This window comes from Vibrio metschnikovii CIP 69.14 (assembly GCF_000176155.1).
Classification (GTDB): Bacteria; Pseudomonadota; Gammaproteobacteria; order Enterobacterales; family Vibrionaceae; genus Vibrio; species Vibrio metschnikovii.
Genome location: NZ_ACZO01000004.1, coordinates 82,289 through 108,386, shown reverse-complemented (window position 1 = coordinate 108,386; position 26,098 = coordinate 82,289). Strand labels below are relative to the sequence as shown.

The 26,098-nt window shown below is 45.1% G+C and carries 15 protein-coding genes and 1 pseudogene; 2 read left to right on the top strand and 14 right to left on the bottom strand.

Features of this window, described 5'->3' with window-relative positions:
* Positions 1 to 400 precede the first annotated feature (400 nt).
* The 13 genes and pseudogenes from VIB_RS01610 to hemL all read right to left on the bottom strand — a co-directional run bounded on the left by VIB_RS01610 (position 401) and on the right by hemL (position 22,378).
* Entirely contained in the window at positions 401 to 1,813 is a 1,413-nt protein-coding gene (locus VIB_RS01610) for a phosphoglucomutase/phosphomannomutase family protein (protein WP_004394208.1), read from the bottom strand.
* A 60-nt stretch (positions 1,814 to 1,873) separates the two neighbouring features.
* Entirely contained in the window at positions 1,874 to 4,279 is a 2,406-nt protein-coding gene (locus VIB_RS01605; protein ID WP_004394207.1) for a glycoside hydrolase family 94 protein, read from the bottom strand.
* A 61-nt stretch (positions 4,280 to 4,340) separates the two neighbouring features.
* Positions 4,341 to 6,272, bottom strand: coding sequence for a beta-N-acetylhexosaminidase (locus VIB_RS01600; RefSeq protein ID WP_004394206.1), 1,932 nt, complete (start codon positions 6,270 to 6,272; stop codon positions 4,341 to 4,343).
* Positions 6,273 to 6,327: 55 nt separating this feature from the next.
* On the bottom strand, positions 6,328 to 8,046 hold the full coding sequence (locus VIB_RS01595; protein ID WP_004394202.1) for a glycoside hydrolase family 9 protein: 1,719 nt from the start codon (positions 8,044 to 8,046) through the stop codon (positions 6,328 to 6,330).
* Between the two features lie 154 nt (positions 8,047 to 8,200).
* Positions 8,201 to 9,196 carry an ABC transporter ATP-binding protein gene (locus VIB_RS01590; protein ID WP_004394196.1) on the bottom strand — a complete coding sequence of 332 codons (996 nt, stop codon included), beginning with the start codon at positions 9,194 to 9,196 and terminating at the stop codon, positions 8,201 to 8,203.
* Between the two features lie 40 nt (positions 9,197 to 9,236).
* Complete coding sequence (locus tag VIB_RS01585) at positions 9,237 to 10,220, bottom strand: ABC transporter ATP-binding protein (protein WP_004394193.1); 984 nt, start codon at positions 10,218 to 10,220, stop codon at positions 9,237 to 9,239.
* 2 nt (positions 10,221 to 10,222) lie between these two features.
* On the bottom strand, positions 10,223 to 11,248 hold the full coding sequence (locus VIB_RS01580) for an ABC transporter permease (protein ID WP_004394192.1): 1,026 nt from the start codon (positions 11,246 to 11,248) through the stop codon (positions 10,223 to 10,225).
* 2 nt (positions 11,249 to 11,250) lie between these two features.
* A complete protein-coding gene (locus VIB_RS01575; RefSeq protein ID WP_004394190.1) occupies positions 11,251 to 12,237 on the bottom strand; it encodes an ABC transporter permease in 987 nt (328 codons plus the stop codon).
* Between the two features lie 220 nt (positions 12,238 to 12,457).
* On the bottom strand, positions 12,458 to 14,128 hold the full coding sequence (locus VIB_RS01570; RefSeq protein ID WP_004394189.1) for an ABC transporter substrate-binding protein: 1,671 nt from the start codon (positions 14,126 to 14,128) through the stop codon (positions 12,458 to 12,460).
* Between the two features lie 747 nt (positions 14,129 to 14,875).
* The gene (locus VIB_RS01565; RefSeq protein WP_050782702.1) at positions 14,876 to 18,214 is read right to left on the bottom strand and encodes a hybrid sensor histidine kinase/response regulator; all 3,339 of its coding nucleotides are present in this window, start codon (positions 18,212 to 18,214) and stop codon (positions 14,876 to 14,878) included.
* A 255-nt stretch (positions 18,215 to 18,469) separates the two neighbouring features.
* A complete protein-coding gene (rsmC, locus tag VIB_RS01560; RefSeq protein WP_004394185.1) occupies positions 18,470 to 19,492 on the bottom strand; it encodes a 16S rRNA (guanine(1207)-N(2))-methyltransferase RsmC in 1,023 nt (340 codons plus the stop codon).
* A gap of 65 nt (positions 19,493 to 19,557) precedes the next feature.
* A pseudogene (locus VIB_RS01555) lies at positions 19,558 to 20,644 on the bottom strand (AI-2E family transporter).
* A 441-nt stretch (positions 20,645 to 21,085) separates the two neighbouring features.
* Positions 21,086 to 22,378: a glutamate-1-semialdehyde 2,1-aminomutase gene (hemL, locus tag VIB_RS01550; protein ID WP_004394180.1), complete on the bottom strand. Its 1,293-nt coding sequence runs from the start codon at positions 22,376 to 22,378 to the stop codon at positions 21,086 to 21,088.
* Positions 22,379 to 22,966: 588 nt separating this feature from the next.
* Here hemL and erpA point away from each other — a divergent pair.
* Positions 22,967 to 23,308 carry an iron-sulfur cluster insertion protein ErpA gene (erpA, locus tag VIB_RS01545; protein ID WP_004394178.1) on the top strand — a complete coding sequence of 114 codons (342 nt, stop codon included), beginning with the start codon at positions 22,967 to 22,969 and terminating at the stop codon, positions 23,306 to 23,308.
* A 68-nt stretch (positions 23,309 to 23,376) separates the two neighbouring features.
* Here the strand turns inward: erpA and VIB_RS01540 are convergent, their stop codons facing one another.
* Positions 23,377 to 24,669, bottom strand: coding sequence for a peptidoglycan DD-metalloendopeptidase family protein (locus VIB_RS01540; protein WP_004394177.1), 1,293 nt, complete (start codon positions 24,667 to 24,669; stop codon positions 23,377 to 23,379).
* Positions 24,670 to 24,799: 130 nt separating this feature from the next.
* Here VIB_RS01540 and tyrS point away from each other — a divergent pair, with 130 nt between their 5' ends.
* Complete coding sequence (gene tyrS, locus VIB_RS01535) at positions 24,800 to 25,990, top strand: tyrosine--tRNA ligase (RefSeq protein WP_004394176.1); 1,191 nt, start codon at positions 24,800 to 24,802, stop codon at positions 25,988 to 25,990.
* The last annotated feature ends 108 nt before the right edge of the window (positions 25,991 to 26,098 follow it).

Genomic DNA, 26,098 nt, shown 5'->3' with positions numbered 1-26,098 from the left:
TTTAACTTTACTTACTGCGCTGGCATTAAGCGTTATCGATACTATTATATAAATAAGTTTGATAATTATTATTAATCGCACTCTTTGGGTCAATAGCTAGTCATGGTGGAAAATATCAAAAATCAATAATGTGATTTAATGCCTTGAAAGAAAACAATAAAATCAAGAGTTGAGTAATTGTAACAAATTGTATGATAAAGAAAGGGGGGAGCGGTCTGAGCTTTATCAAAAGATGGGAAGATAAAGACGTTAGGTTGGCCGCTTTATTCGAGTATTGGAAGAAGTGAAAGTACGATGACTTTCACTTCGATATTGTACCCCTAGGGTCTGTTTATCTCGAACAAAATTTAACCGCGAAAAATAAACACACCCTAGTGAGCCTACAGAACTTTAATCGGGATTAAAGTTGTAAAAATGCTTTCATTTGGTCGACTAATCGTTCCGCGGTGGGCTTATCGGCCATCTCGGCAAAGATCCTCAGCAAAGGTTCAGTGCCGGAAAAACGGGCAATGATCCAGCCGCCGTTCGAAAAATAGACTTTCGCTCCATCTTCGTAGCTGACTTTTTCTATCTCATCATCAAAGTCTGGCAGCTGTTTTTCAACATACAGCTTATTGTACAGAGAGGCTTTTTGTTGCGGACTAAATTTACAATCCCCTTCGGCGGTGTAAGCATAACCATAGCGGCCATAAATCTCTTGCAATAATTCCGAGAGTTTTTTGCCGGTGACACTGAGCATTTCTACCAATAAGCTAGAAGCAAAGACGCCGTCTTTACCTTTGATATGCCCGCGAATGGTCAACCCCCCTGAACTTTCACCGCCAATCAAAGCATCAGCTGCTTCCATTTGTGAAGAAATATGCTTAAAGCCAACCGGAACTTCAAAGCATTGCTCGCCATGATCTGTGGCAATTTTATCCAGTAGATGCGTAGTGGCAATATTACGTACTACCGAACCTTTCCAGCCTTTATATTCCAGTAAGTAATAGTAAAGCAGCATTAGCACTTCGTTGGGATGAATAAAATGGCCTTTTTCATCAATAATCCCCAGTCGATCTGCATCGCCATCGGTGCCAATGCCAATGTCATAACCTTCATTTTTCACTAGGTGTTGCAGGCGATACAAGGTGGCGGCACTGGGCGATGGCATTAATCCGCCAAAATCGGGATTTTTCCCATCGTTGATCACATCGACATCACAGCGGCCATTGATCAGTACCGTTTGTAGCGCATTTTTCGCCACGCCAAACATAGGATCGATCAATACCCGTAAATTCGCTTTACGGATCGCGTCAATATCAATCAAGTTAATGATCGAATCAACAAAGTCATTCATCGGGTTAATGTTGATGATAAGCTGTTCCGCGATAGCTTGTTCAAAATCGAGCGATCGAATGTCGCTAAGCGTCAACCTTGCTGTCTGTTGTTCAATTTTTTTAGTAATAATTTCATCTGCGTCACGTCCACCGCGGATAAACACTTTAATGCCATTATAATCGGCCGGATTATGCGAAGCGGTAATGCAGGCAGAGTAAGCACAGTCCATAACTTTTGCTTGAAACATCACCACAGGCGTGGGGACAAATTTATTAATAAAACTGACCACGATGCCATTGCCCGCAAGGACTTCTGCAAACCAACGCCCGGCCTTATCGGATAAAAAGCGGCGATCATAGCCAATCACAAAGCCTTGCTCTGCGACCTGTTCTTGCTGAATGATATTGGCTAGTGCTTGTGCGACGATGCGTACATTATCTTTGGTAAACTCTTCACCAATGAAGGCTCGCCAGCCTCCGGTACCAAATTGAATCATGCTTCTCTCCTTAGAGGGGCGCAAAAATACGCCCCAAGCTGTTTAGTCCATAGGGACGACTTAGCCCATAGTGACGATGACTTGATTGACTGAGCCTGCTGTTTGCACCGGAATCGCCCCTTCAATTGCTTGACCGTTCAAAGTGATCGATTTCACACCTTTAGAGACGTGATCAGGGTTTTCCACCTTGATCTGATAGGTCGCATCGCGCCATTGACGGGTGACTTCAAAACCAGGCCATGAGGTTGGGATACAAGGATCGACGTCTAAGCCCTCAAAGCCAGTGCGAATCCCCAACATAAAGTTGGTGGTGGCGTAGTAAGCCCAACCAGAAGTACCAGTCAGCCAAGGATGGTTGGCTCGGCCATGATCTTTATGATCGCGACCCATGATGAACTGCACATAGGAGTAGGGCTCAGCGATACGAGTTTCGATATGATCGTTTTGATTATAAGGATTCAGCGCATCGTACAATTCCATCGCTCGATCGCCACGGCCGAGTTTTGCTTCAGCCACCCAGGCCCAAGGGTTAGGGTGAGAGAAAATCGCGCCATTTTCTTTTACCCCTTGGTAAACACGAGTCACAAAACCAATATCATCGTTCGGGGTAGCAAATGAGGGCGCATTGAGATGTAAGCCATATTGAGAGAATAGATATTCATACACTGCATCCATGGCTTTGATGCCACGTTCGTGACTCACCGCACCAGACAGCACAGCCAGTGAATTGGATTCCAGATGCACTTTGCCTTCCACTTGGTCAAAAGTGCCAATCTTATCGCCATCTTTAGTCAGGCCGCGAATGTACCATTGACCTTGTTCATCCCATAAATGGGTTTCACACGCGGCGCGCACCCCGTTAGCCATGGCTTGGTATTTATCGGTGGCCGCTTCATCGTGACGGAATCGAGACAGTTCGAGGAATGCTTCTAGTGCCCAGAAGTGAAGAAAAGACACCATCGCTGACTCACCGCCACCTAGATTTAGACAGTCGTTCCAGTCGGCGCGTAGACCTTTACAAATTCCGGTTTGACCCACGTATTCGGCGGAGAAATCGAGTGCTGACATCATATGCTGGTACACGGTGGCATCACCGCCATCGGCATAAGGAATGACTTGATCGATAAAGGCCATATCGCCAGTCTCTTTCACGTAATTTAAGATGGTCGGTACAATCCATAGGTGATCGTCAGAGCAAGTGTCTTTGATACCGTGGATCTTATCGTCATCAGAAGGCGTTGGAACGACGGTCGGCGATTTTGATGGTTTGACATTGGCTTTTTCTGGATCAAACCAGTCTGGATCAAAAAGGTGTAAACCGTAGCCCGCTTGCACTTGACCACGCAGCAGATCAACTAAGCGTTTACGGGTCATTTCAGGGTTAGTATGAGGAACTGAAATGGCATCTTGCGCGGTATCACGATAACCAAGCCCAGTACGCCCACCCACTTCGATGAAAGAGGCAAAGCGTGACCAGACTACGCAGGTTTCCGCTTGGTAGAGCGTCCAAGTGTTAATCATGGTATCCAAGCCTGGATTAGGGGATTTGACTTGAAACTTAGCGCAGCGTTCATCCCAATGGGCTTTTATCCCTGCCAATGCTTGATCAACCTGTTGCGGATCTTTATATTTTTCACGTAGTCTTGCGCCGTTACCTTTCCCGACCCCTAATACCACAGCAAAACGGACTTTTTCTCCGGGTTGGAGGACAAATTGTTTATGCAGCGCACCACAATGGTTATAGCAAGTTTGTGCGCTGTTTGAGCATCGACCTTGCTCTACCGCAATTGGGTTGGCTTCATCACGGTACATGCCGAGGAATTGGTCTCGTTGACCGTCGTAGCTGTCGGCATCGAAGGTCGCGGTGAGATAATAAAAACCTAAGAAATCATCAGTGTTGTAATACAGATCGTATTCAATCACCCCTTCTTTATATTCAGTACCAGCAGAATAAAGTGACATCTGATGGTTTTGGTTATCAGATTTAATATGGCTAAAGGAAAATTCAACGTAGTTGAAAGCACTGATGGTACGAGTCTCATTGGACGTGTTTTCAATCACCACATCCCACAGCTCAGCATCTTCTCCTTTGGGTACAAACAGCGTTTTGCTGGCGACGATACCTTGGTATTCGCATTTAAAGATTGAGTAAGACAGACCATGGCGAACTTCATATTTGGCTTGGGCAAGGCTTTTCGCCACCGGCTGCCAAGAAATAGACCAAAAATCACCACTGGTATCATCACGTAAATAAACATAATGACCGGGACGATCTTGAGTAAAGTTCGGTCGAAACTTAGTGACACGATTGTACTCAGGAGAATGATAGAAAGCGTATCCGCCAGCGTTATGTGAAATCACACTGCAGAATTTTTCTGTGCCAAGGTAATTGGTCCACGGGGCCGGAGCATCGGGGCGAGTAATGACGTATTCGCGATTTTCATTATCGAAATAGCCGTATTTCATGATGTTTTCCTTTTCAAACACTGCTCAATGGGGCAGATAAAAAATAAATAGTTAAGTGGGTTTAGTTCTGCTGCTTTGCTTGCCATGGATTGCGATAGTGAATACCTTGCTGCTCAAGTAGCGGCAGATGACCTTTTAAACGTGTCAAATAACGGGACCAATCACGATGCTGTTTTTTGGTCCAGCCAGCTTCGGCGAGAGCGGTTAAGCGTGGATAAATCATATAATCGAGACGTGATTGGTTATTGATTCGTTCGCACCATAGGGCGCATTGAATACCGAGAATACGTTTACGCAGCGGATCGTTATCGGCGACTTCAGCTAATGGCTCATAGCCATAAGCGCGTTCTAGCGGTGTCACTCCTGCCCAATCAACACCAGGTTCTTCTGGCGCGTAATCTTGTACGATGTCTAAGTAGGTAAATTGTCCCGGTTGTAAGATCACATCAAAGCCTTGCTTGGCGCAGTGCAAAGCGGCTTTTTCGGATAACCAAGAGTAGATCACGGTATCTTTGCTGACTTTATTGCCATGGTGCGCCTCTTCCCATCCGACCATGCGTTTACCCAGTGACTTGAGTTTTTGCTCAGCATAACGCAGCAGATGACCTTGTAATTCATGGCTACTGGTATAACCATGCTCTGCCATTAACGCTTGGCACTTAGGGCTATTGAGCCAGACACCCTCAGGGACTTCATCGCCACCGATGTGAACCCATGGGCTTGGAAACAGGGCCGCGACTTCTTCTAAAACCCGATCAATAAACTGATAGGTGCCGGGCAGAGCGGGAGAGAGCACGTTATCGGTATAATATTGAATACTGCGATAAGCAGAGGGATCCTCACTATCGATTAACCACTCTGGGAGTGACTTGATGGCCGCGCGGCTGTGACCGGGAATATCGATTTCTGGGATGACCGTGATCCCACGCTCAGCGGCATAGGCAATCACCTCTTTGATTTCGTGTTGACGATAAAATCCCCCATGACGTTCCGTGAGCGTGCTGTACTGGGGCTCTAGTTCCTCATCAACACCGCGCCATGCGCCAATGTCCGTTAGTTGCGGCAGCGATTTAATTTCAATCCGCCAGCCTTCGTCATCGGTTAAATGCCAATGAAAAGTATTGAATTTGTAGTAGGCCAGTTGATTGATTAAGCGTTTAACCGTCTCTAATGGGTGAAAATGTCGCGCGCAATCGAGCATCATGCCTCGGTAGTCAAAGCGCGGAGCATCACTAATGGTTAGGCAGGGAAAATCGAGAACCGGATCATTGTGTTGCGCGAGCTGTAATAGCGTAGCGCTGGCATACATAAAGCCAGTTTCGCTATTGGCGAAGACGCGAATGGCTTGTTGGTTGATCTCTAATTGATAACTTTGTGCATCAAGTGTCGGTTTAAGACAATAAAGGATCGGCGTGGCTTCCGCTTGCTCGTCAATAGGGAAAGCGTATAACGCCATCAGCTGCTGCTGAAACCACTGACTGGCGTGATGAGCTTTTTCCGTTTGTATTGCGAATCCACTTTGGCGAGGTAAAGAGAGTTTGCCATCGAGTCGCTGCAGCTGATTAGGGTAGGGAATTAAACACAGCTCTGCGCGTTCAACCACATCGACAACACTGCGCCGTTTATGGCTAGACAGCAGAGCGATGGGCGTGACGGTAACGGCTTGGCGATGAATAGTATTGGCACTTGACCATTCGATAAAAGCCTCTTTAATACCGTCGGTATAAAAATGGAATGGTGCGGTTTTTATGCTAAATTCACAGTAAAAGTGGCTATTGGCAGCTAAAATCTGGCAATTAGGCTCGATGGTGCAAAAGCTCCCTGTTTGCTGTAGCTGACCTTGAGTGAGAGAATTGGGGTCAATATAACGCTCAATCACAAAGTGTAAGCGCCAGTCAGTCAGGGGCTGATCGCTTAGATTATGCAAGGTTAAGCCAAAACGGCAATGGCTAGCTTGTTCGCTCAGCACAGCAAAATCCATTCGATAATTCATACTCTATCCTTACTGCCATTGACGTTGAGGAAGTGAGTTAAATGCGGACTCATGGTTATTCTCCTACGGAGGTAAAGTGAGCAAACTGAGTGGTCATTGCTAACAAATACCAAGCGGCATGAGGCATCCATTGCTCCGCCCAGCGCCAGTTTTGTAACAAATCGTCTTTTTGTGGTTCAGGGTTAAAGGCGATATCTTGCTCATCATCAAATCCTGCGGTAATCCCATTGCAGATCCCGCCCTTAGCATTAAAAAAGCCTAAATCTGGTAAATAATCGGGATTATGATGGCCATGACCATCGAGCATGCAGAGGTCATAAGGATTAAGCCCCAAAATCCAATTCAGTGAATTGTGGGCTAGTGCAAGTAATGACTGACTCAGGCGGTTATCGGTAAGATAAGGCTGTACTAAGTAAGCCATACTGGCTAATGAAGCGAGCCGAGCATTTTCCCCTTGCCACCAGTAACCAGTTTCGTTGTCGTGAGCCATGAAAAAAGCGCTGCGTTTTACGCCTTTAGTGTCACATACGTATTGTCGTGGGTAACCGAAAGGATTGTGTACTTGTGACGTAATGGCCAGTTCAAATTGACAGGCTTGAGTCACCACCTGCTGCACAGCTTCGCGCTGGGTCAGTTCAGGCTCAATTGCCAGATATTCACACAGTGCAATCACAGGAAAACCAGCTTCAACACCGTGATAATAAGGGCGCGAACCGTCCTGATTGGCTGACCAAAAATGGTTATGCTGTTCATCACTCATTTGTCGAGCAGATAAACGCTGAGCCCATTGGCGAGCTTCGAGTAAATAGTAGGCTTGCTGAGTGCTTTGATAGAGCTCACAACTGGCTAATAGGGCGCAATATTCATCAATAATATTTTCTTGCTGATCATCTAGATAAGCGAGATTGGCGGTGAGTAAATGTTGATAACCCCGCTGAGCTGCCTCTAGATACTGCTGTTGAGTAAACTCACCGTGCTCGGGTTGGCGAGCGGCGGCGGCTAGTGCGGCAATCGCCACTCCTGCACCTTGACGAAAGCCAGCTTGATAATCTTCTGATTTGTGCCCTTGTTGAGTGGCATAGCTACAAATTTCGCGTTGTTTGGGATCTTTACTCCACTTGTCAAATACCGTGACATAAAAAAAACCCTCGGCGTTTTGCATACGAACGAGAAAATCAGCACCAAACAACGCCTCTTCCATGAGACGAGTGCGAGAGAAATCAGCAAAACCCGAGTGATGGTTTACAAGCGCTAACCCTTTGAGCATATTCCATACCACCATAGGTGTTTGTTGTGGGTTCAAATAGTTAGCGTAAGAAAGGTGACTAAAATATTTACTGACGTCACCAGAAGCATCGTACCAACCGCCGTGCACATCGGCAGTGAGTGAAGTGCCCAGCAGTGGTACTTGCTTATCTTGTCTATCGAATACGCCAGCACAGCGTTGTGATTTAAAATAATGCAGTACATCCGAAAAGGTACGCTGCATTAGTAGCCCAGATTGAATACTAAAGGTGGCTGAGCGTGCGTTATCGACACAAAGATAGAATTGACCCATTTGCGTGATGGCCGAAAAATCGAGACGATGAAAATGACCTTGATGCCAACCATCCACTTGGCCACCAAATTCAATCGCAATACGAGCCATCGTTTGATGTGTATGCGCACACACCAAGCGAGCCTCTTCAACGTAAAAAGCCGATTGATAGGTCAATAATACGGCCTGTTTAGGTCCTAGCGCTTCATAACCAATGTGGTTAGTGAGTAATTGCATTCCTCTCTCCGTTAATCACGCAAAATCGTTGTTATGTTGATGATTCAATAGTTATTTATCTCCTTGCTATTTGACGCTCCAAGTTGTTTGCAGATAGCGATTCGACATTTCCTTATCGTGACCCCAAAGTCGCGAGCCAACGATAAGGCCAGTATTAATGTTCAAATAAATAACAGCGCACAAAATGGTTTTCTGATAGCTGGGTGACCTCGGGCAGTTTTTCTCGGCAGCGCTCGCTGGCGTGCAGGCATCGCCCAGCAAAGGGACAGCCAACGGAGTCGGGTGTCCAGAGTGGAATTTCACCTTTATTGCCTTTGAGCTTTTCATGAATCGACTTTTTAGGATCGGGAACCGCAGAGACGAGCAACTGGGTATAAGGATGCTGTGGATCGTGAATGATCTCATCGGTGTCTCCCCATTCGACCATATGACCGACATACATCACGGCGAGATCTTCGGCAATATAACGGGCGGTGGCGATATCATGGGTGATATAGAGTAGAGACATCTGTTTTTCAAACTTCATCTCTTGCATTAAGTTCAAGACCCCAGCACGAATCGACACATCGAGCATCGAGGTTGGTTCATCAGCGAGTACCACTTCTGCGCCAACGGCGATATTACGAGCTAAGTTGATGCGTTGTCGCTGTCCACCAGAGAGCTGATGAGGGTATTTTTCAGCGGTCTCTTTCGGCGGAATCAAACCAACCTGCTCAAGCAAATCATACACTCGCTCTTGCAGCTCTTTTTTATTCCCCGGTGTGACTTTTTTATGGATCAGTAGCGGACGAGCGATGTGATGAAAAATAGTATGGGTTGGATTGAGCGATCCAAAGGGATCTTGCCATACCATCTGCACACCCTCACGGTAGTGCATTAAATCTGAACGTGATTTAATGTTAAGAATATCTCTGCCTTTGTATTCAATCGTTCCTGAACTAGGGGCATACATCTTGGCGATCATTTTGGCCGTGGTTGATTTCCCTGAACCAGATTCTCCCACGACTGATAAGCCACGACTTTTGTACATTTTAAATGATACGTCATTGATAGCGCGCATCATCGGTTGTTTAAGACTATTGCTATTGAGTGGAAAATCCTTGACGAGATTCTTACCTTCCACCAACAGTTGGCCTAATACATTACTCATTGTTATCTCCAGAAATTCAGTTGTTTGCCTACCTCAATACTCATGCTTTTCGCTGAGCAATCGGCTCACCATAGAGATGGCAATTCGAGAAGCGTCCTTGTTCAATTAGACGCAACTCAGTGGGCACTTTGCTGCAGGCTTCATGAACGCGATCGCAGCGAGCTTGAAAACGGCAACCATGGGGAATTTCCAATAAGTTCAGTGGATTGCCAGGGATTCCTGTGAGTTTATTTTTCGGTCCGGTTAAGGGTGGGAACGAGCTGCCTAGCCCTTTGGTATAAGGGTGATAAGGGGTCTCTAAAATTTGTTTAGAAGGAGCCACCTCAATCAGTTCACCAGAGTACATAATCCCAATCCGGTCTGAGAATTCGACCATCAAAGACAAATCGTGAGTGATGAACAAAATGGCAAAGCCAAATTCCTCTTTTAACGCATAGATCTTTTGCAAGATCTCACGTTGGACGACCACATCCAATGCAGTAGTGGGCTCATCCATAATGATCATTTTTGGATTAAGGGCTAAAGCAATCGCAATCACTAGTCGTTGACGCATCCCTCCGGAAAATTGATGTGGATAGTCATTGAGACGGCTAGGATGAATGTCGACAATCTCTAATAAGCCTTCAGCACGCCGTTTGGCCTGTGAGCGGCTCATATTGGTGTGACGCATGATCACGTCACAAAACTGCTCTTCCATGGTCAATACAGGGTTAAGTGCATTCATGGCACTTTGGAAGACCATCGACATTTGGCTCCAGCGAAAGGACTGCATACGTTCTTCACTGTATTGCAAAATATTTTCGCCGTTGAAGATCACTTCTCCCCCAGTAATAAATGCGGGCGGCTTATGTAAACGCATTAACGAGAAAGCGACGGTCGATTTACCACAACCAGATTCGCCAGCGAGGCCAAAGATTTCTTTTGGCGCAATATCAAAGCTGACATTATTACAAGCGCGAACATCGCCCGCATCAGTAATATAATCAACACAGAGGTTGCGGATTGAGATAATAGGTTGGGTCATGATTATTTGTCTCCGCTCCAAATGGCTTGTTGAGGTTGCATGGCTGGTTTACGCTCTTTCTGTTCTTGCTTAGCAAGCTTCTTCCAACGTTTCATGCCTTTATGAGAACGCAATTGTGGGTTTGCTATCTCATCAACCGCGAAGTTAAGTAACGCTAAGCCAGTCACCAATAAGGTTAAAGAAAGGCAAGGAGCTAACAGTTCCCACCAAGCGCCAATTAACATCGAGGAGGAGGTTTGTACGTTATAGAGCATGATGCCCCAGCTGATGGTGTTTGGATCGCCTAAACCGAGGAAGGAGATGGTGGCTTCCATCATGATCGCGTACATCACCGAGCCGATAAAACTTGCCCCAACAATCGAAATCAGGTTAGGAAGAATTTCGACAAAAATGATCCGCCAAGAAGACTCACCAAGCACTTCTGCGGCTTTGACAAACTCTTTTTCACGCAGTGCCATGGTTTGTGCTCGCACGACTCGAGCGCCCCAAGCCCAGGAGGTACAACCGATTATCAGCGCGATGGTCAGTGGTCCAGCTTGACCAATGAAGGCGGCGACCACAAACAGTAAGGGGTATTGGGGAATCACCAACATGATGTTCATCGCAGCGGTAAGAAAATCATCGATTTTTCCACCAAAGTAACCCGCTGAGACGCCAATAATCGTGGCTAAAAAGCATACGGTGATCCCAGCGCCAAAACCGACCGCCAGTGATACTCTTGCTCCATAGGCCACTTGCGCCCACACATCTCGTCCCATACGGGTAGTGCCGAGCACATGGTTCTCTTTTTTGGACATCGCCAAAGTTCGACGATCGTTACCCAGATTAGTCGCTATCCAACCGTCTGGATTGGCTTTTGCAGCTTTGACGATAAAGCTTGGGTATTCATGTGGATTTCCCGTCCGTTTATCGGGTGCATGTTGAGTAATTAACGGCGCAAAAATGGCCATAAGTAAGAACAGGCTAAGAATGATCACTCCGAGCATTGCCATTCTATTACCACGAAGAAGTTTCACGAGTGCTTGCATAATTATTTACCTCCCCGGCGTAAACGCGGGTCGAGCACAACATAAAGCATGTCGGCGAGTAAGTTAAAGAACAGCATAAAGAGCGTCATGATGATCAATTGGCCTTGCAAAACTTGGTAATCTCGCGCGGTGATCGCGTTGAACAAAACCGTACCAAGGCCGGGGTAGTTAAAGATAATTTCAATAATTAATTGACCACCTATCGCCATGCCGAGTGACATTGAAAGAGCGGTGACGCTGGGTAATAGAGCATTACGAGCGGCGTAGTTAAAAACCACTCGGTTTTCACTGAGTCCTTTGCCTTTCGCCATCGTGATGTAATCTTCAGCCAATAAGTTAATCATGTTGTTGCGCATGTTGACTAAGAAGCCACCTATTTGCACGATTGAGGCGCAAAGCAAAGGCAGTACAGCGTGAAATCCTACGTTTTTAATAAAGGCCCAGCTTGTCCAGTCTGGAATAGTACCTGGTGTGTAAGCGTAACCAGTTGGGAACCATCTTAAGCCGATAGCAAAGGTGTACATGGCGAGCATGGCAATAACCACTTGGGGAACCGCTTGAATTACCAGCATCCCAGGGGTCACAAAAGAGTCGTAGTAACTGCCTCGTTTCCAAGCAGCAAAGATGCCGAGAATAGAGCCAATCGAAAATGAAATAATCACCGCTGTGCCTGCAAGGAATAGTGACCAACCAAAAGCACCCGCTAAAAGCTCATTAACACTTAATGGATAGAATTTGATCGATGTCCCAAGTTCCCAACTGAGGATGCTTTTCATATAAGTAAAATATTGAACCCAAATCGGCCCATCAACAAAGCCAAGCAGTTGTCTCATGGCTTCAATTCGTTCTGGTGTCACTTGTGCGGTTGCGTGTGCGAACATCATGGTCACCGGATCTCCGGGCATGGCTCGCGGTATAATAAAATTGAGGGTTGCTGCAACCAGCAACGCCGCAAAATAAAATGACAAACGTCTTAAAAAATATCCCATAACTTACCCCTTACTCACCCAGTCATCCTGATAACCCCGTGCTATTTGAAGTTGCGGTAATGTTGGCTAGCTGCAACTCCAAGCCGTTTGGTTATATCATTCAGGTCGCTCACAGAAAGTTGAGAGCGAGAAATCCCCTGACGACACGCGCCATACTTATCATTAATAAGAGAGGGGATTTTTAAAAGCGGCGCAACGAATGCGCCGCAGCAATCAACGTTTACTTAACGGGTTTTAAATCCAGTACATGCAGTAAACGCTCTGGGATACCAGCCCAAATACTTGGACGGCCTTTTGGATTTTCTTCGTTCCACCAGCCAGTAAAGCGCGTGGTGTTATATTGGTACATCCAAGCCCCAGACAAAACAGGAGCGGTGACTTGATTTTCAGCGATGATCTTTTGGATCTTGTGAGCAATGGCTAGCTGTTCATTACGGTCTGCGGTTTTGTAGAAGCTGTTTAGAAGACGGTCAAGCTCTTCATTTTTGAAGAAATGCATGGCGAAACGCGGCATTCCATCACCAGACTGTAGCGCTGAGTTATAACCACTATTCCAATAAGTATAAGGATCGGCACCATGGAAGTAGTTGGTATAAGCGACATCGTAGTTACCTTCGAGCATGGCTTGGTTATAAACTGCAAACTCAGGCGTACGTGCTCGAGCTCTAATGCCCACTTCTTGTAACTGTTCAACGGCTAGCTGAACGGTGTTATTAAAATCAGTCCAGCCATTAGGCGATTGAATTAACAACTCAAAGGTTTTACCTGATGGTGTTTCGACAAAACCATTACCGTTAATATCTTTAAAGCCAGCTTTGGCGAGTAGCGCTTTGGCACCTTCGACATTGTAGGTATTGAAGCCTTTATACTTATCGTGTACCGCTTTATCTGACCATGCTTCAAACGCGTAGCCGAGACCAGAAGCGAAATCGTTGACCGTACCACCGCCATAGAAGGCGATATCAATGATGGTTTGACGATCCAGTGCCATTGAGAAGGCGCGACGGAAATCAACGTTAGTCAGTGCTTCTTTTTTCGCAGGATCGGCGTTTTTGAAGTTAATCATAAACGCTTGTGTTCCTGCCGCTGGATACCAGTAGTGGTGATTTGGATTGGCCGCCGCGTAAGTACGATCGATATCGGGAACAAATGACGATGTCCAGTCAAGCTCAGAGTTAATAATTTGTCCCAATAATTGGTCGTTATTGGCAATTTGTGGCACGCGTAAACAATCGACTTTTAGGCTTGCTGCGTCCCAGTAATTCGGGTTGCGGCACTGGATGTAAAGTTGTGGAGTAAAGGTATCAATTTCGGTAAATGGGCCTGTGCCAACCGGATTTTGGTTAGTGAATGTCGTTGGTTCTTTAACATCTTTCCAGATATGTTGAGCAACAATCGGTACCTGAGCAATTTCATAAGGAACGTTGGAGTTAGCTTCACTTAAACGAAAACGCACTTTGTAGTCATTAATTTTCTCAACGCTGGTGACCCACTTATTGATACCGCGTTGATCTAGTTCAGGTTTTTCTTTCACTAGATTGAATGAGAAGATGACGTCGTTCGCGCTAAAGCCTTTACCATCTGACCATTTGACGCCTTTACGAATATCGAAAGTGACACTCATTAAATCGTCGGACATGGAGAAATTTTCGGCTAAACGCATAACGGGAGTATTACCGTGCATTTCATTAAAAATGACTAATGGTTCATAAATGAAGTCAGTGGTCGTTCTTAAGTTCGTGGCAAGATAAGGGTTAAAGTTACGCACCATGGTTGGGTAAAAATCGGGTACGATGGTCAACTCACTGCGTGCAAACGCTGGAGTTGACACGGTTGCAGCTGCAGTAATTACGGCAGCGGCTAGGGCAGTTTTTTTTATATTGGCAAGCATAGCTGTTCCTTACTATTTGCTTTCATTTCACATACGGATATGAATAGGGTTTGAATGTCATCATTGGATTAACACTCGGCAATGACCCACCTCATGATGTTCATTAAGTCAAAGCTCAATGGCATGAGTGGCCTGTAGGTCGTTGACAGAGGTAAGGAAACACCTTACAAGGAAAATTATCAATTCTAATTCCCGTTAAAAACGTCAAAATACTCTTGCTTGACGTTAGTTTTGTTAAAATGAATCTAATTGCCTCATAAGTGTTGAAATAGTAAACAGTGATGCACTTCGCAAATGAGTCAATCACGCTGCCCATTTGTGAGTGGTCACTATCTTTTTATCCCTTTATTTATAATGGGTAATCTTTTTTATTGGTTTACTGAGACCTTGCTCACTGGTGTTAAAAATAGAAATTTCACTTCATAAATTAAATCTGGCAAATTGTTGTGATTATCTTCGCAAACTTGACTTATTAGCCAGTTAAACAAGGTGCAATGCTGAATTGGTTGCCGATTTAACGGCAAAATTATAGGTATAGAGAGATAAATCAGAGGGTTGTTTTGATAAGAAAATCAACGAACGTTAGCTTGATGATGATTGAGTTGGTGGCCATCAGTTGGGGGATGGCGGTCATCATACTGTAGATACAAATGAGTGGTTGAGCATTCAAACAAGCCTATTTAAATAGGCTTGTTTGATAAAGGGTCGTGATTGTTATGCAGGAAAGGTTAGCCAGTACAGCGGCGCTTAATCGCTCGTTAACAATTGCTGTAATTTATCTCGTTGTACTTCGATGTAGGTTCGCTCTGGGCCTTGCTCCTGACAGTGTTCCAATATGTAGTCAAGTGAGTTCAGCACCGTGCGCCAGCGAGGCGTTTTGGGTAGCGTTTCAATACGTAAGTACTTATCCAATGTTCGAGTTTGCAAAGTACTACGGTCTAAATAGACGCGCCATAATCCGCTTTGTTCAGCAAACGTAAACTTACTTTGTCCTGTGACTTTTTCCCAGTAGTCGAGAGCGCTCGTCATCGCATCAACCAACACGGCGCGCATTAACGCCTGTTTTGATGGGGTTTCTCCGGCCACTTTTTCTGCGATGCGAGTAAATTCACCTCCTAGCTCTTTTAACTGCTGAAGTTTGTCTTTATCACCAGCAAAAGCATAGCTTGATAACGCGTCGACGGCGGTTTCTAGTTGGTGGATACGATTGGCGTTAAGATTTCCACCGACATTAAAAATGTACATTGTTTTAAAACTGCTTCCTTCCGGTAAGCGAAGCACATCAGCGGAGAGATGTTGTCTGACATCATCGATATAAATATCGATGTTCCCGCAATAATGCTCTTGCTCAACCAGTAAATATTTAGGGGCAATCAACTCTTCGGCGTTAGAGCGTTTGAGTTGATCTTGGCTGCGTTTAAATAGCTTACAGGCCGCCTCATTGGCAAAGCGGATTTTATTGTCTTCTCGTAAACACAAAATCGCTTCTGGCGCTGAATCCAGTTGCTCTAATAGTCGGCCTTGAGTTTCAAGTAAACTGGCTTCGACCATCGCTCGTTGTTTGAGCTCTTTTTGAAGTTGAGCATTTTCAATACGACGTTGCTCTGCTTTACTGGCGCTTAAGTGAGCTTTAATTCGAGCGGCGAGTTCTTGTTTATTAAAAGGTTTTGATAAATAGTCATTGGCGCCAGCGGCAAAGCCTCTGATCCGATCATCACTTTGGGTTAATGCGGTTAGCATTATAATTGGTAGTTGCGCATGATCGTACTGCTCTCTTAATTGCTCACAGACCTGATAACCACTCATGCCGGGCATCATCACATCGAGCAGTAAAAGTTCAGGTTTCTCTTTGGCAATCGCTTCAATAACCTCATGGCCATCGAGTGCTGTTCGGACACGATAGCCTTCTAGACGTAAAAAACTGTCTAATACACGCAGGTTAACCGGCTCATCATCGGCAATCAGCAGTAGAGGACCTTGTGGGTTTTCTGGTTGTTGCAGCTGTTCGAGATCGTCAATCGAGGATAATTCTGGTGCTTGAAAATGAGCAATTTGACTGCGCTGCGCTTGAGCAATTTGTTGTGAAGTCGCGAGTGGCAGCGTAAAACTAAAGGTGGTACCGACCATCGGCTGGCTACTGACGTACAAGGAGCCTTGCATTAATTCAATTAATTGGCGGCTAATCGTCAATCCTAAACCCGCACCTTGACGATAACGGCTGCTATCGTACCCGGCTTGAATTAGCGGTTCAAAAATATGCTCCAATTGCTCAGCAGGAATGCCTTGTCCAGTATCGACCACTTGGATTCTAACTTGATGCTCCATTGGGGTGGCTGAAATAACAATTTTTCCTTCAGAGGTATATTTAATCGCATTACCAATCAGGTTATACAGTACCTGTTCAAGTCGCTGAGCATCAGCCGATACCCATAATGGCTGATCGGCAATTTGGTTAATAATCCGTAGTGTTTTTTTACCGAGCAGATGATGAGACAGCTCAAGCACCATTCTGGTCGCATTGGAGAGATTAACGGCTTGAGTTTCGATATCGAGATGACCATAACGCATCTTGTGATAATCGAGTAAATCATCAACAAGATTGGCAAGACGTTGACCGCTACTGATAATAATGTCGAGTTGATAGCGGTGGGCTGCACTGATTGGCCCATTAGCACCGGAAGTCAAAGCTTCGGCAATGCCTATCATGCCGTGTAATGGAGTACGTAGCTCATGTGATGTGGTCGCTAAAAACTCATCTTTAAGTTTGTTGGCTAATTGCAGTTCATCATTTTGTTTACGAATCAGCTGGATATTATCTTCTAACTCAATATTTTGTGATTTGATCAGTTGGATTTTTTCACGGATCGAGCGTTGCATTCTTTCAAAACTAACTGCCAAACGGCCAATTTCATCGCGCCGTTGAGTATGAATGATCGGTTGATCCAAATCACCGGCGGAGACGCGTTCTGCTGCCCAAGTGAGTTTGAGTAAAGGGAGAGTAATAAAGTTAGAGAGATAGTGAGAAGCGATGACCACTAAGATGATCGCCGTTAACATCGCGAAAATAAATAATTTTTCCAGTTGTCTTACTCGGGCAAAGGCTTCTTTTTCAGGGAGTTCGACAACTAAAGCCCAATTGAGATTTTGCAAATGAATCGGCGCATAAGCGGCAATCTGTTTTTCACCGAGCGTATTCTCATAGGTTGTGACCGAGCGCGAGCCATTGAGTGCCAACTGAATCACGTCACTGCTGGTATCCACATCGGCTTGTTGATAAGCCAGCGTACGAGAACGGTGATCTTGGCCAACCAATAACGTCCTTTTGGCTGAGTCTTGATTATGATCGGCAATTAATTTGGTGATGCCATTATTCGGCAGACGGAACATGGCATAACTGTGAAGATAGCCTTGTTGAATAATGGGTGCGCCCATCCAAGCATATTGGCGTCCATTGTATTCAGCAAAATCAGACACAATGACAGGGGTATAGTCTTCATTGACCTTACGTTGCTCAGTCACTTGCTGTTCCAGTTGCTGGAAGGTTCGTCCTAGAGGTGAGTTCTGCGGATTATCGCTGAGTAGATTCGTGCCATAATACGCATGCTTGAAAATTGAATAGACCACATTACCCTGTAGATCGACGATCAGAATATCGTCAAAGTCAGACCGTTTCAGTAGCTCTAGATAACTTGCATGGTAACGTTTGTGCAGTAGACGATAACGTTCACTACCTGCGTAACTACTTGATTTAGGTAAAATAGAGGTTCTGATTTGATCGCCAGAACCGGGGATATAGCGTTGTTGAGCGTGCAGACGCGCTTGCTCAATATTTTCCCCTAATCGTTGAAAGGCATTGACCAAACCGTAAAAACGTCCACCGCTGGCATAGGCAAGTTCTGAACGAACAAATCCCATCACTTCAGACTCTTTGGCGCTGAGATAATCGATAATTTGTTGCTGCTTGGTATCTCGTACAGAAATGAGATGTGAGGTACTTTGTTCTTGTAAGTCTTTACTGTGTGAATGAAGAAAGAACAAGGCTGTTACCGTTAGCGGAGTGAGGCTGACCGCCAGAAACGCTAACATCAGAGTGTTTTGTAGACGTTTAAATTTATGTTGTCGATGAAACTTAAATTTAAACAAAGGGTTATTTGTAATGGTGCTCACAGTCAACAAAGCCTTAGTGAGAAAATTGAATAAAGTGACGTGTATGAAATAACGAAATTAACGTGTTTTTTTACTTTGACAAGTAAGTTGACAGTAAACCGTGTCGGTGGGCGCAATTTTTTGATGTTACTTCCGTAAATTGTCGTTAAAAACGGCAATTTACGGACAGTAAGCTTATTTTTGGGCGTGATAAATTGAGAATTTACCCGTCTTATTTAGTGTCACACAATTACCGAATGCTTGTTCTATTAATGGTGGGTATTTGAGGAAATTATTAGCAACGACAAACAGTTGACCAGACGCGGTCAAATGATTGGGGGCTTGCTGTAATAAGGTTTCCGTTGCTCGATAGCTGGTGTCTAGCCCTGAATGAAAGGGCGGGTTAGTAACAATCGATTGATAATCTTGGCCAGTATCTGAATAAACATCGGAAGCAAAGACTCGTCCCGTTAGGCCATTCGCCGCTAATGTCGCTTGGCTAGAGTAAATTGCGAGGGCGCTGATATCACACATTTCGAGTTGAATCTCTGGATTAAGTATACTCATTACACAGCCCAAAACGCCAGCACCGCAACCAAAATCAAGTACTTTGCCTTGCAGGGAGGGCAAGCTATCGAGCAGAAGTTGACTGCCTAAATCGAATTCACCGTGGCTAAATACCCCGGGTAGGCTGCGGATAGTCAGTGTGTGTTGCTGGTAATGAACGGTATAAGATTTAAACCAATCTTCTAAATCAAAAGCAACAACAGGTTGTGTACATTGTCCCCAATAGAATGAGCAACGACGAGCAGAATCGTATTTTTTTATCGTGCCATAAGGGGCAAACAGTTTTTCGACGGCTTTTATTCCTGAGCGGTTTTCTCCCACGACGATGACTTCACACGGTGCAGGCAGTTTAGCCAACAACATGGCGAGTAAAAATTGCGCTTCCAGTTTTGCTTTTGGCCAATAAATCAGCAACAAGTCAGCCGTAATGTCGGCAGTCAACTCTGCGCCAAAATAACTTTTCACGGCAGAAGAGGTCTGTAATTGACGATAATAGCCATAGTGGGTAGTAAAAACGGTCACTGCGTCGCAGTGTTTGCTTAACTCGATGGGAAAGCTATCTTCCACCTCCCCGGCAACCAAGACTTTTTTGCCTGCGAAATAAGCGAATTGACGCTGCGTGATCTGACTTGGGGCTGTGTAATGTGACATAACAAACTCGTGGTGAACGGCAAAGGGCGCAATTTTCGCATAATCAGCGCTTGGCTTGAAGCGCTTTAGTGACGGTCTTTTTGATTTAAAAAGCTCGCAAATTCTTCTTCATAGAGGTTAAACAGGACAATAGTAATCGCAAAAATCAGTGGTCCGTAGATAAGTCCTATCAAACCAAAGAGCTGGATCCCTCCCAATAGTGAGAAGAAGATCATTAAGGTATTCATGCCTGCGCTGCCTTGCATCAGCAGGGGACGCAATAAGTTATCAATCGAACCAACAATGGCAATACTCCAGATTAATAAGAACAATGCCCAAGCGGTGTCACCGATAACCAATAAGTACAGCGTTGCTGGGATCCAAATCAATGCTGTACCGATTAAAGGAATAAAAGAGGCGAAGCCCATCATGGTACCCCAAAACAGTCCGGGTAAGCCAACGAGCCACATTGCCAATCCGCCCGCTACGCCTTGCGCTATGGCAGTAAGAAATGACCCCATGATAGCGGATTTCGATACCTGCTGGATTTCATGCAGTAATTTATCTTCTTGGCTACGAGATAACGGCAAAATGTGTCGCAGTACATTAATGATCTTATCGTGATCGCGGAGCAGGAAAAACAGCACAAACAACATTAAGAAAAAGTTCATGACTAAATGCGTGACATCACCGACGATTTTGGCGCTAATGGCCACCAGACTGCTACCAAAAGAGGTTGCAAATTGAGCGGTTTTTTGGGCGATTTGCTGCGGTGTTACCTCATGAAAGGGGAGGTATTGGTTGGTAAACGTAAGTGTTTTAATGATCAAAGGGTGACTAAGCGCCGTTTGAATGCCACCTTCATTCCCCCAGTGATAGAGCGTTTGTGCAAAGCGAGCACCTTGTTGGACGATGGCTGAAAAAACCAATATCGACGGTATCACAATAATAAACGTCAAAATAATACACGAGAGTAGGGCAGTAAGATTTTTTTTTCTGAGCTAGACGATATTCTAAGCGTTGATGAATCGGGAAAATCAATAGCGATAGAATAAATGCCATCATGATCGCATTACTATAAGGTTGAATCAGTTGATAACAGCTGAATATGGCGATGCATAATGCGCCAATCAAAACCCAATGGTTGACGGTAAGTCTAGTTTTATCGGACACGCTAGTGGCCCCTTTCTACTGGTTGATTTTCTATGTCAGGATGTCGGATATCAGTGAGCGATGGACAGAATCATTAGAACCATTGTCTATTTACTAACACCATCGTCACAAACAGATAAATGACATAGAGTTAGTTTCGATTTCGTTGTGACACTGTCTATAATGGCTTGGATTGCGTATTTGGGCAATGGGAGAGATAAAAATGGGTTGTTGTGAAAAGAAATCTTGCTGCGCGACGAAAACCTCATGGGTTCAACGTATACCTTGGACGATGATTTTGCTTGCTTCACTTGCCATATTAGTGATGTTTTTTTGGCACTAACGGCAATAGACGTTGTGGGCTTTCTGCCTACATAGTAGGGGTGTTGAATATTCGCAATCAATGGCATGGCGAAAAATCAATACCCCTCAGTTCAATAAGTTAAATCCGATATATGTTAATTACCCTTCTTGAGCTAACTGAGCGAAGCTGCGGTCAGCGGCTTCTAAAGTAGCTTCTATTTCTCGGCTACCGTGCGCTAAAGAGGTAAAGCAAGCTTCAAATGCTGAAGGTGCTAGATACACCCCATAACCTAACATTAAATGGAAGAAACGCTTAAACCGCTCAATATCGCATTTTGCTACCTCTTCGTAGCAGGTTACGCTGGGTTGGTCGGTAAAGAAGAAGCCGAACATGCCACCGACCTGATTAACGACCAATGGGACAGCGTGCTTATCCGCGAGCTGTTTAAAGCCATCGGCCAGTTGTTTGGTTTTAGCGGCTAAATTTTTCTCATTACCTTCTTGTCTTAATAGCGACAGACAAGCGTAACCCGCTGCCATGGCAATCGGATTGCCTGAAAGCGTACCTGCTTGATAGACGGGGCCTGTTGGAGCAATATACTGCATAATTTCTTTACGACCACCAAAAGCTCCCACAGGCATTCCTCCGCCAATCACTTTACCTAAAGTGGTTAAGTCGGGGTGGATATTGTAGTGAGCTTGTGCTCCTCCAAGGGCAACGCGAAAGCCAGTCATGACTTCATCAAAGATCAATAACGCGCCTTCTTGATCACAGATTTCACGTAAACCTTCATGGAAGCCAGCTACTGGAGGAATGCAGTTCATATTCCCCGCGACTGGCTCAACGATAATACAGGCGATCTCACCAGGATGCGCCGCGAACAGCTCACGTACGGATTGTAAATCATTAAAACGGGCAGTGAGTGTGTGTTTGGCGAAATCAGCTGGAACACCTGGTGAGCTCGGTTGGCCGAGGGTTAAGGCTCCTGAACCAGCTTTGACTAATAGGCTATCGGCATGGCCGTGATAACAGCCTTCGAACTTTAGGATTTTATCCCGTCCAGTATAACCGCGAGCTAAACGAATGGCACTCATGGTTGCTTCTGTGCCAGAACTGACCATGCGCAACTGTTCCATGGAAGGGACCAGTTCAGAGACCAATTCTGCCATAGTGATTTCCATTTCCGTCGGCGCGCCAAAGCTGAGACCTCGCTGAGCGGCATGGATCACGGCATCGCGGATCACGGTATGATTATGACCAAGGATCATTGGGCCCCATGAGCCAACATAATCAATGTAGGCTTTACCATCTGCATCAAAAATCAGTGCGCCATCAGCACGGTCGATAAAAATTGGCGAGCCACCAACACCACTAAAAGCGCGCACCGGAGAATTAACGCCGCCAGGGATTTTGATTTGCGCTTTTTGATACAGATCTTCTGATTTGGTCATTGAGAATTCCTCTTAATATTGGTTAGGGCATGTAGACCTTTGTCGCTGAGGATATGTTTACCCTAAAAGCGATGATAAAGCGTAATCCTCGCGTTGCGATATAAGCCAGTTTATACTTTTCCCACGGCAAACTATGGCTGCCTTGGCGGTATTTATGTTGCTCAATCTCGCTATATTCATGGGAATAAAACGGCTTATCGTCCAGCGGCAACGCTTTGTTTTTTTATCGCTATATCGAATAAACGTTCACGTTGAAAGATTAATCTACCCTAAGATTCATTGCGTGGAACATTGTACGCTGCTCAGTGATGAGACGAAATCTTTTCCCTCAATTTATAACATTTATCGGTCTACTCAGTGCAAAATGGTGGCATTGCCGATAAAAATCGTTACTCTTGCTCGGCGATAGATGCTTATCGTTTTTTCCCTGAATGCCTACGATTTGGTGGAAGAGGAATGACGGGATCGGTGAGATTATTCGGCTAATACTTGAACGAAACAGTCAGGTATTAGATAATCATCAGATTAGAAAAAATAAACATGCTCATCAACAAGCAATGAGTATTGACACCAATGAGAGAGGTCGTCGTGAGCGAAGTCAATGTACCCTTAACTTTTTCTGATGCCGCTGCAACGCGAGTACGCACATTAATTGAAGAAGAAGAAAATCCACAGTTGAAACTGCGTGTTTATATTACTGGTGGCGGCTGCAGCGGTTTCCAATATGGTTTTACGTTTGACGAAAGTGTTAACGAAGGGGACACCACCATCGAAAATAGTGGCGTTACTTTAGTGGTTGACCCAATGAGTTTACAGTATTTGATTGGCGGTGTGGTGGATTATACCGATGGGTTAGACGGCTCGCGCTTTTTTATTAATAACCCTAATGCGACAACGACCTGTGGTTGTGGTGCGTCATTTAGTGTTTAACGTCCAAGCGTGTTGTAAATATAGAGTTATCAAAAAGCCCTTAGTCTAACAAGGGCTTTTTTGTAGGGTTAAGGGGTTGCGTAGAGTAGCTGCCCATAACGCGATAAAGTATCAAGGCGAATTTTAGCATTAGCTAAAAATGTCGCTTTTGCTTGTCCGGTTAAGGATTTTGATTGAGGAAGATCGACTGTGCGTGGATCTTTATGAACGCCATTAACCAGAAACTCGTAGTGTAAATGAGGGCCAGTGACCCGTCCGGTTCCTCCTAATGTACCAATCACTTGACCTTGGCGAACCCGCTCTCCGGTCTTCACCGTGCGTCGAGTTAGGTGGAGGTATTTGGTTAAATAGGTATTACTGTGGCGAATAAAGACATAATTACCATTAAATTGGTTATAGCTAGAGCGTTCAACTACGCCGTCACCAGCGGCCCAAATGGGTGTGCCCACTGGAGCAACGTAGTCTGTACCTCGATGCGCCCTTAGTTGGCCGGTGACTGGATGAAGGCGGCGAGGGTTGAAGTTTGATGATACGCGTCGAAAATCAAGAGGTGCACGTAGAAACGCTTTTTTCATTGCTCGGCCGGTTTCATCATAATATTGCCCAGTATGTTCGTCCAAAATGGCAGTAAAGGTTGTGCCTTGGTTAGTAAATTGAGTGGCGATAATTCGTCCTCGCCCCACCACTTCACCTTCGACAATTTTCTCTTCAAACAGTAAGCGAAAATGATCTCCTGAGCGAATATCTAACGCAAAGTCAATATCCCAACCAAAAATGCCCGCTAATTCCATAATCTGGTTAGCCGTTAAACCTGCGCCTCTCGCTGCATTCCAAAAGTTTGAGGTAATTTCAGCTTGAGCATAATTGTATTGGTAGAAGACCTCTTTTTTATCAAACCGAGCTGAAAAACCAGAATCGGTGCGCGTGATATCAAAGGTTTCATAAGGCGTAATGCGCCGTTTAAGTTGAATGAATTGGTTATTTTCATCAAACCCAAATTGCAACTCATCACCGGGGCGTAAACGACTCAATTGTTGGTTGATTTGTGGATCACTGGACGTCAGTTCATGGAGTAAACGAGCCGACAGGCCAAGACGTTGAAAAAGAAGTGCCGCACTTTCTCCCGAATTAACGTTATGCGTTTCCCAGCGTAGTAGAGCGGAAGGCAATACCGTACTGCCTGGAGCTAATGCTTCCCGGTCAATGGTCAAAGGATAGTGGCGACCAATTTGGAGTCGCTCTGGGTGGTTTCTTAATGCTTCCTGATCCGGGAGGAAAAATAACGCGATAACAATCACCGCACTAAAAAAGGCAATACATGCCTGATGCACCCAGGGAAGACGAGCAAAAATCGCTAGCATACTCGTGTTCGTTCAATCATTCGTGAATAAAATCGTTATTTGGTTAGTCTAACTGGTTTCAAAAGGCATCGCTATTCAAGTAAGATGTCAAACTATTAAATTTTTGCCAAATCTGTGGGAGTGAACAAGAATGGCGAGTATTGAAGCGGCGTTAGCTGAGATTAAGCGTGGTGTTGAAGAGTTAATTCCAGAAGAGGAATTAATCGCAAAACTGAAAGAAGGTCGTCCTTTGCGGATTAAGCTTGGGGCAGATCCAACGGCACCAGATATCCATTTAGGTCATACGGTGATCTTAAACAAGCTGCGCACTTTCCAAGATTTAGGCCATGATGTTACTTTCTTGATTGGTGACTTTACGGGAATGGTCGGTGACCCAACCGGTAAAAATACCACTCGTCCGCCGTTGACGCGCGAAGATGTTCTACGTAACGCGGAGACTTATAAGCAGCAAGTGTTTAAGATCCTTGATCCGGCAAAAACGAAAATTCAGTTTAACTCTGAATGGCTGTCTGAGCTCGGTGCTGAAGGGATGATCCGACTTGCCGCTAACCAAACTGTAGCGCGAATGTTGGAACGGGATGATTTTAAAAAGCGCTACACAGGCGGTCAACCGATTGCGATTCATGAGTTTATGTACCCTTTACTGCAAGGTTATGATTCCGTTGCGATGGAAACCGATGTTGAATTAGGGGGCACGGATCAGAAGTTCAATTTGCTGATGGGACGAGAGCTGCAAAAATCACATGGTCAGAAGCCTCAAGTAGTATTGATGATGCCACTACTGGTTGGCTTAGATGGCGAAAAGAAAATGTCTAAGTCCGCGCACAACTATATTGGGGTAAGCGAAGCGCCAAGCGAAATGTTTGGTAAGATCATGTCAATCTCTGACGATTTGATGTGGAGTTATTATGAATTGTTGTCTTTCCGTCCTTTAGCGGAAGTCGAGCAATTTAAAGCCGATGTGGCAAACGGTGCTAACCCAAGAGACGTTAAAATTCTACTGGCTAAAGAGATCATCGCTCGTTTCCATTCACAAGCGGACGCTGATGCGGCAGAACAAGAATTCATTAATCGTTTTCAAAAAGGTGCTCTACCTGATGAAATGCCAGAGTTTACCTTTGCTCAAGGAATCGCGATTGCTAACTTACTCAAAGAGGCTGGGCTGGTGGGCTCAACTTCGGATGCGATGCGTATGGTCAAACAAGGCGCGGCTAAGCAAGACGGTGAAAAGCTCGATGATGCGAAGTGCATTCCAGCGGTCGGAACTTATGTCTATCAAGTTGGTAAACGTAAGTTCGCGCGAGTAACCATTGAGTCATGATTTGTGATGAGCTACCGAGGGTAGTTAAACCGTGATGTGGTAAAGCGACAAGCTTATCCCCAAGAAATAAAAACCAATAAACAAAAAGCGCCGTTAGGCGCTTTTTGT

What these genes read in the sequence shown, in the direction of transcription:
- VIB_RS01610 (WP_004394208.1), bottom strand. Translation starts at nt 1,813, where the DNA reads ATGATTCAATTTGGTACCGGAGGCTGGCGAGCCTTCATTGGTGAAGAG.
- VIB_RS01605 (WP_004394207.1), bottom strand. Translation starts at nt 4,279, where the DNA reads ATGAAATACGGCTATTTCGATAATGAAAATCGCGAATACGTCATTACT.
- VIB_RS01600 (WP_004394206.1), bottom strand. Translation starts at nt 6,272, where the DNA reads ATGAATTATCGAATGGATTTTGCTGTGCTGAGCGAACAAGCTAGCCAT.
- VIB_RS01595 (WP_004394202.1), bottom strand. Translation starts at nt 8,046, where the DNA reads ATGCAATTACTCACTAACCACATTGGTTATGAAGCGCTAGGACCTAAA.
- VIB_RS01590 (WP_004394196.1), bottom strand. Translation starts at nt 9,196, where the DNA reads ATGAGTAATGTATTAGGCCAACTGTTGGTGGAAGGTAAGAATCTCGTC.
- VIB_RS01585 (WP_004394193.1), bottom strand. Translation starts at nt 10,220, where the DNA reads ATGACCCAACCTATTATCTCAATCCGCAACCTCTGTGTTGATTATATT.
- VIB_RS01580 (WP_004394192.1), bottom strand. Translation starts at nt 11,248, where the DNA reads ATGCAAGCACTCGTGAAACTTCTTCGTGGTAATAGAATGGCAATGCTC.
- VIB_RS01575 (WP_004394190.1), bottom strand. Translation starts at nt 12,237, where the DNA reads ATGGGATATTTTTTAAGACGTTTGTCATTTTATTTTGCGGCGTTGCTG.
- VIB_RS01570 (WP_004394189.1), bottom strand. Translation starts at nt 14,128, where the DNA reads ATGCTTGCCAATATAAAAAAAACTGCCCTAGCCGCTGCCGTAATTACT.
- VIB_RS01565 (WP_050782702.1), bottom strand. Translation starts at nt 18,214, where the DNA reads ATGTTAGCGTTTCTGGCGGTCAGCCTCACTCCGCTAACGGTAACAGCC.
- rsmC (WP_004394185.1), bottom strand. Translation starts at nt 19,492, where the DNA reads ATGTCACATTACACAGCCCCAAGTCAGATCACGCAGCGTCAATTCGCT.
- hemL (WP_004394180.1), bottom strand. Translation starts at nt 22,378, where the DNA reads ATGACCAAATCAGAAGATCTGTATCAAAAAGCGCAAATCAAAATCCCT.
- VIB_RS01540 (WP_004394177.1), bottom strand. Translation starts at nt 24,669, where the DNA reads ATGCTAGCGATTTTTGCTCGTCTTCCCTGGGTGCATCAGGCATGTATT.
- tyrS (WP_004394176.1), top strand. Translation starts at nt 24,800, where the DNA reads ATGGCGAGTATTGAAGCGGCGTTAGCTGAGATTAAGCGTGGTGTTGAA.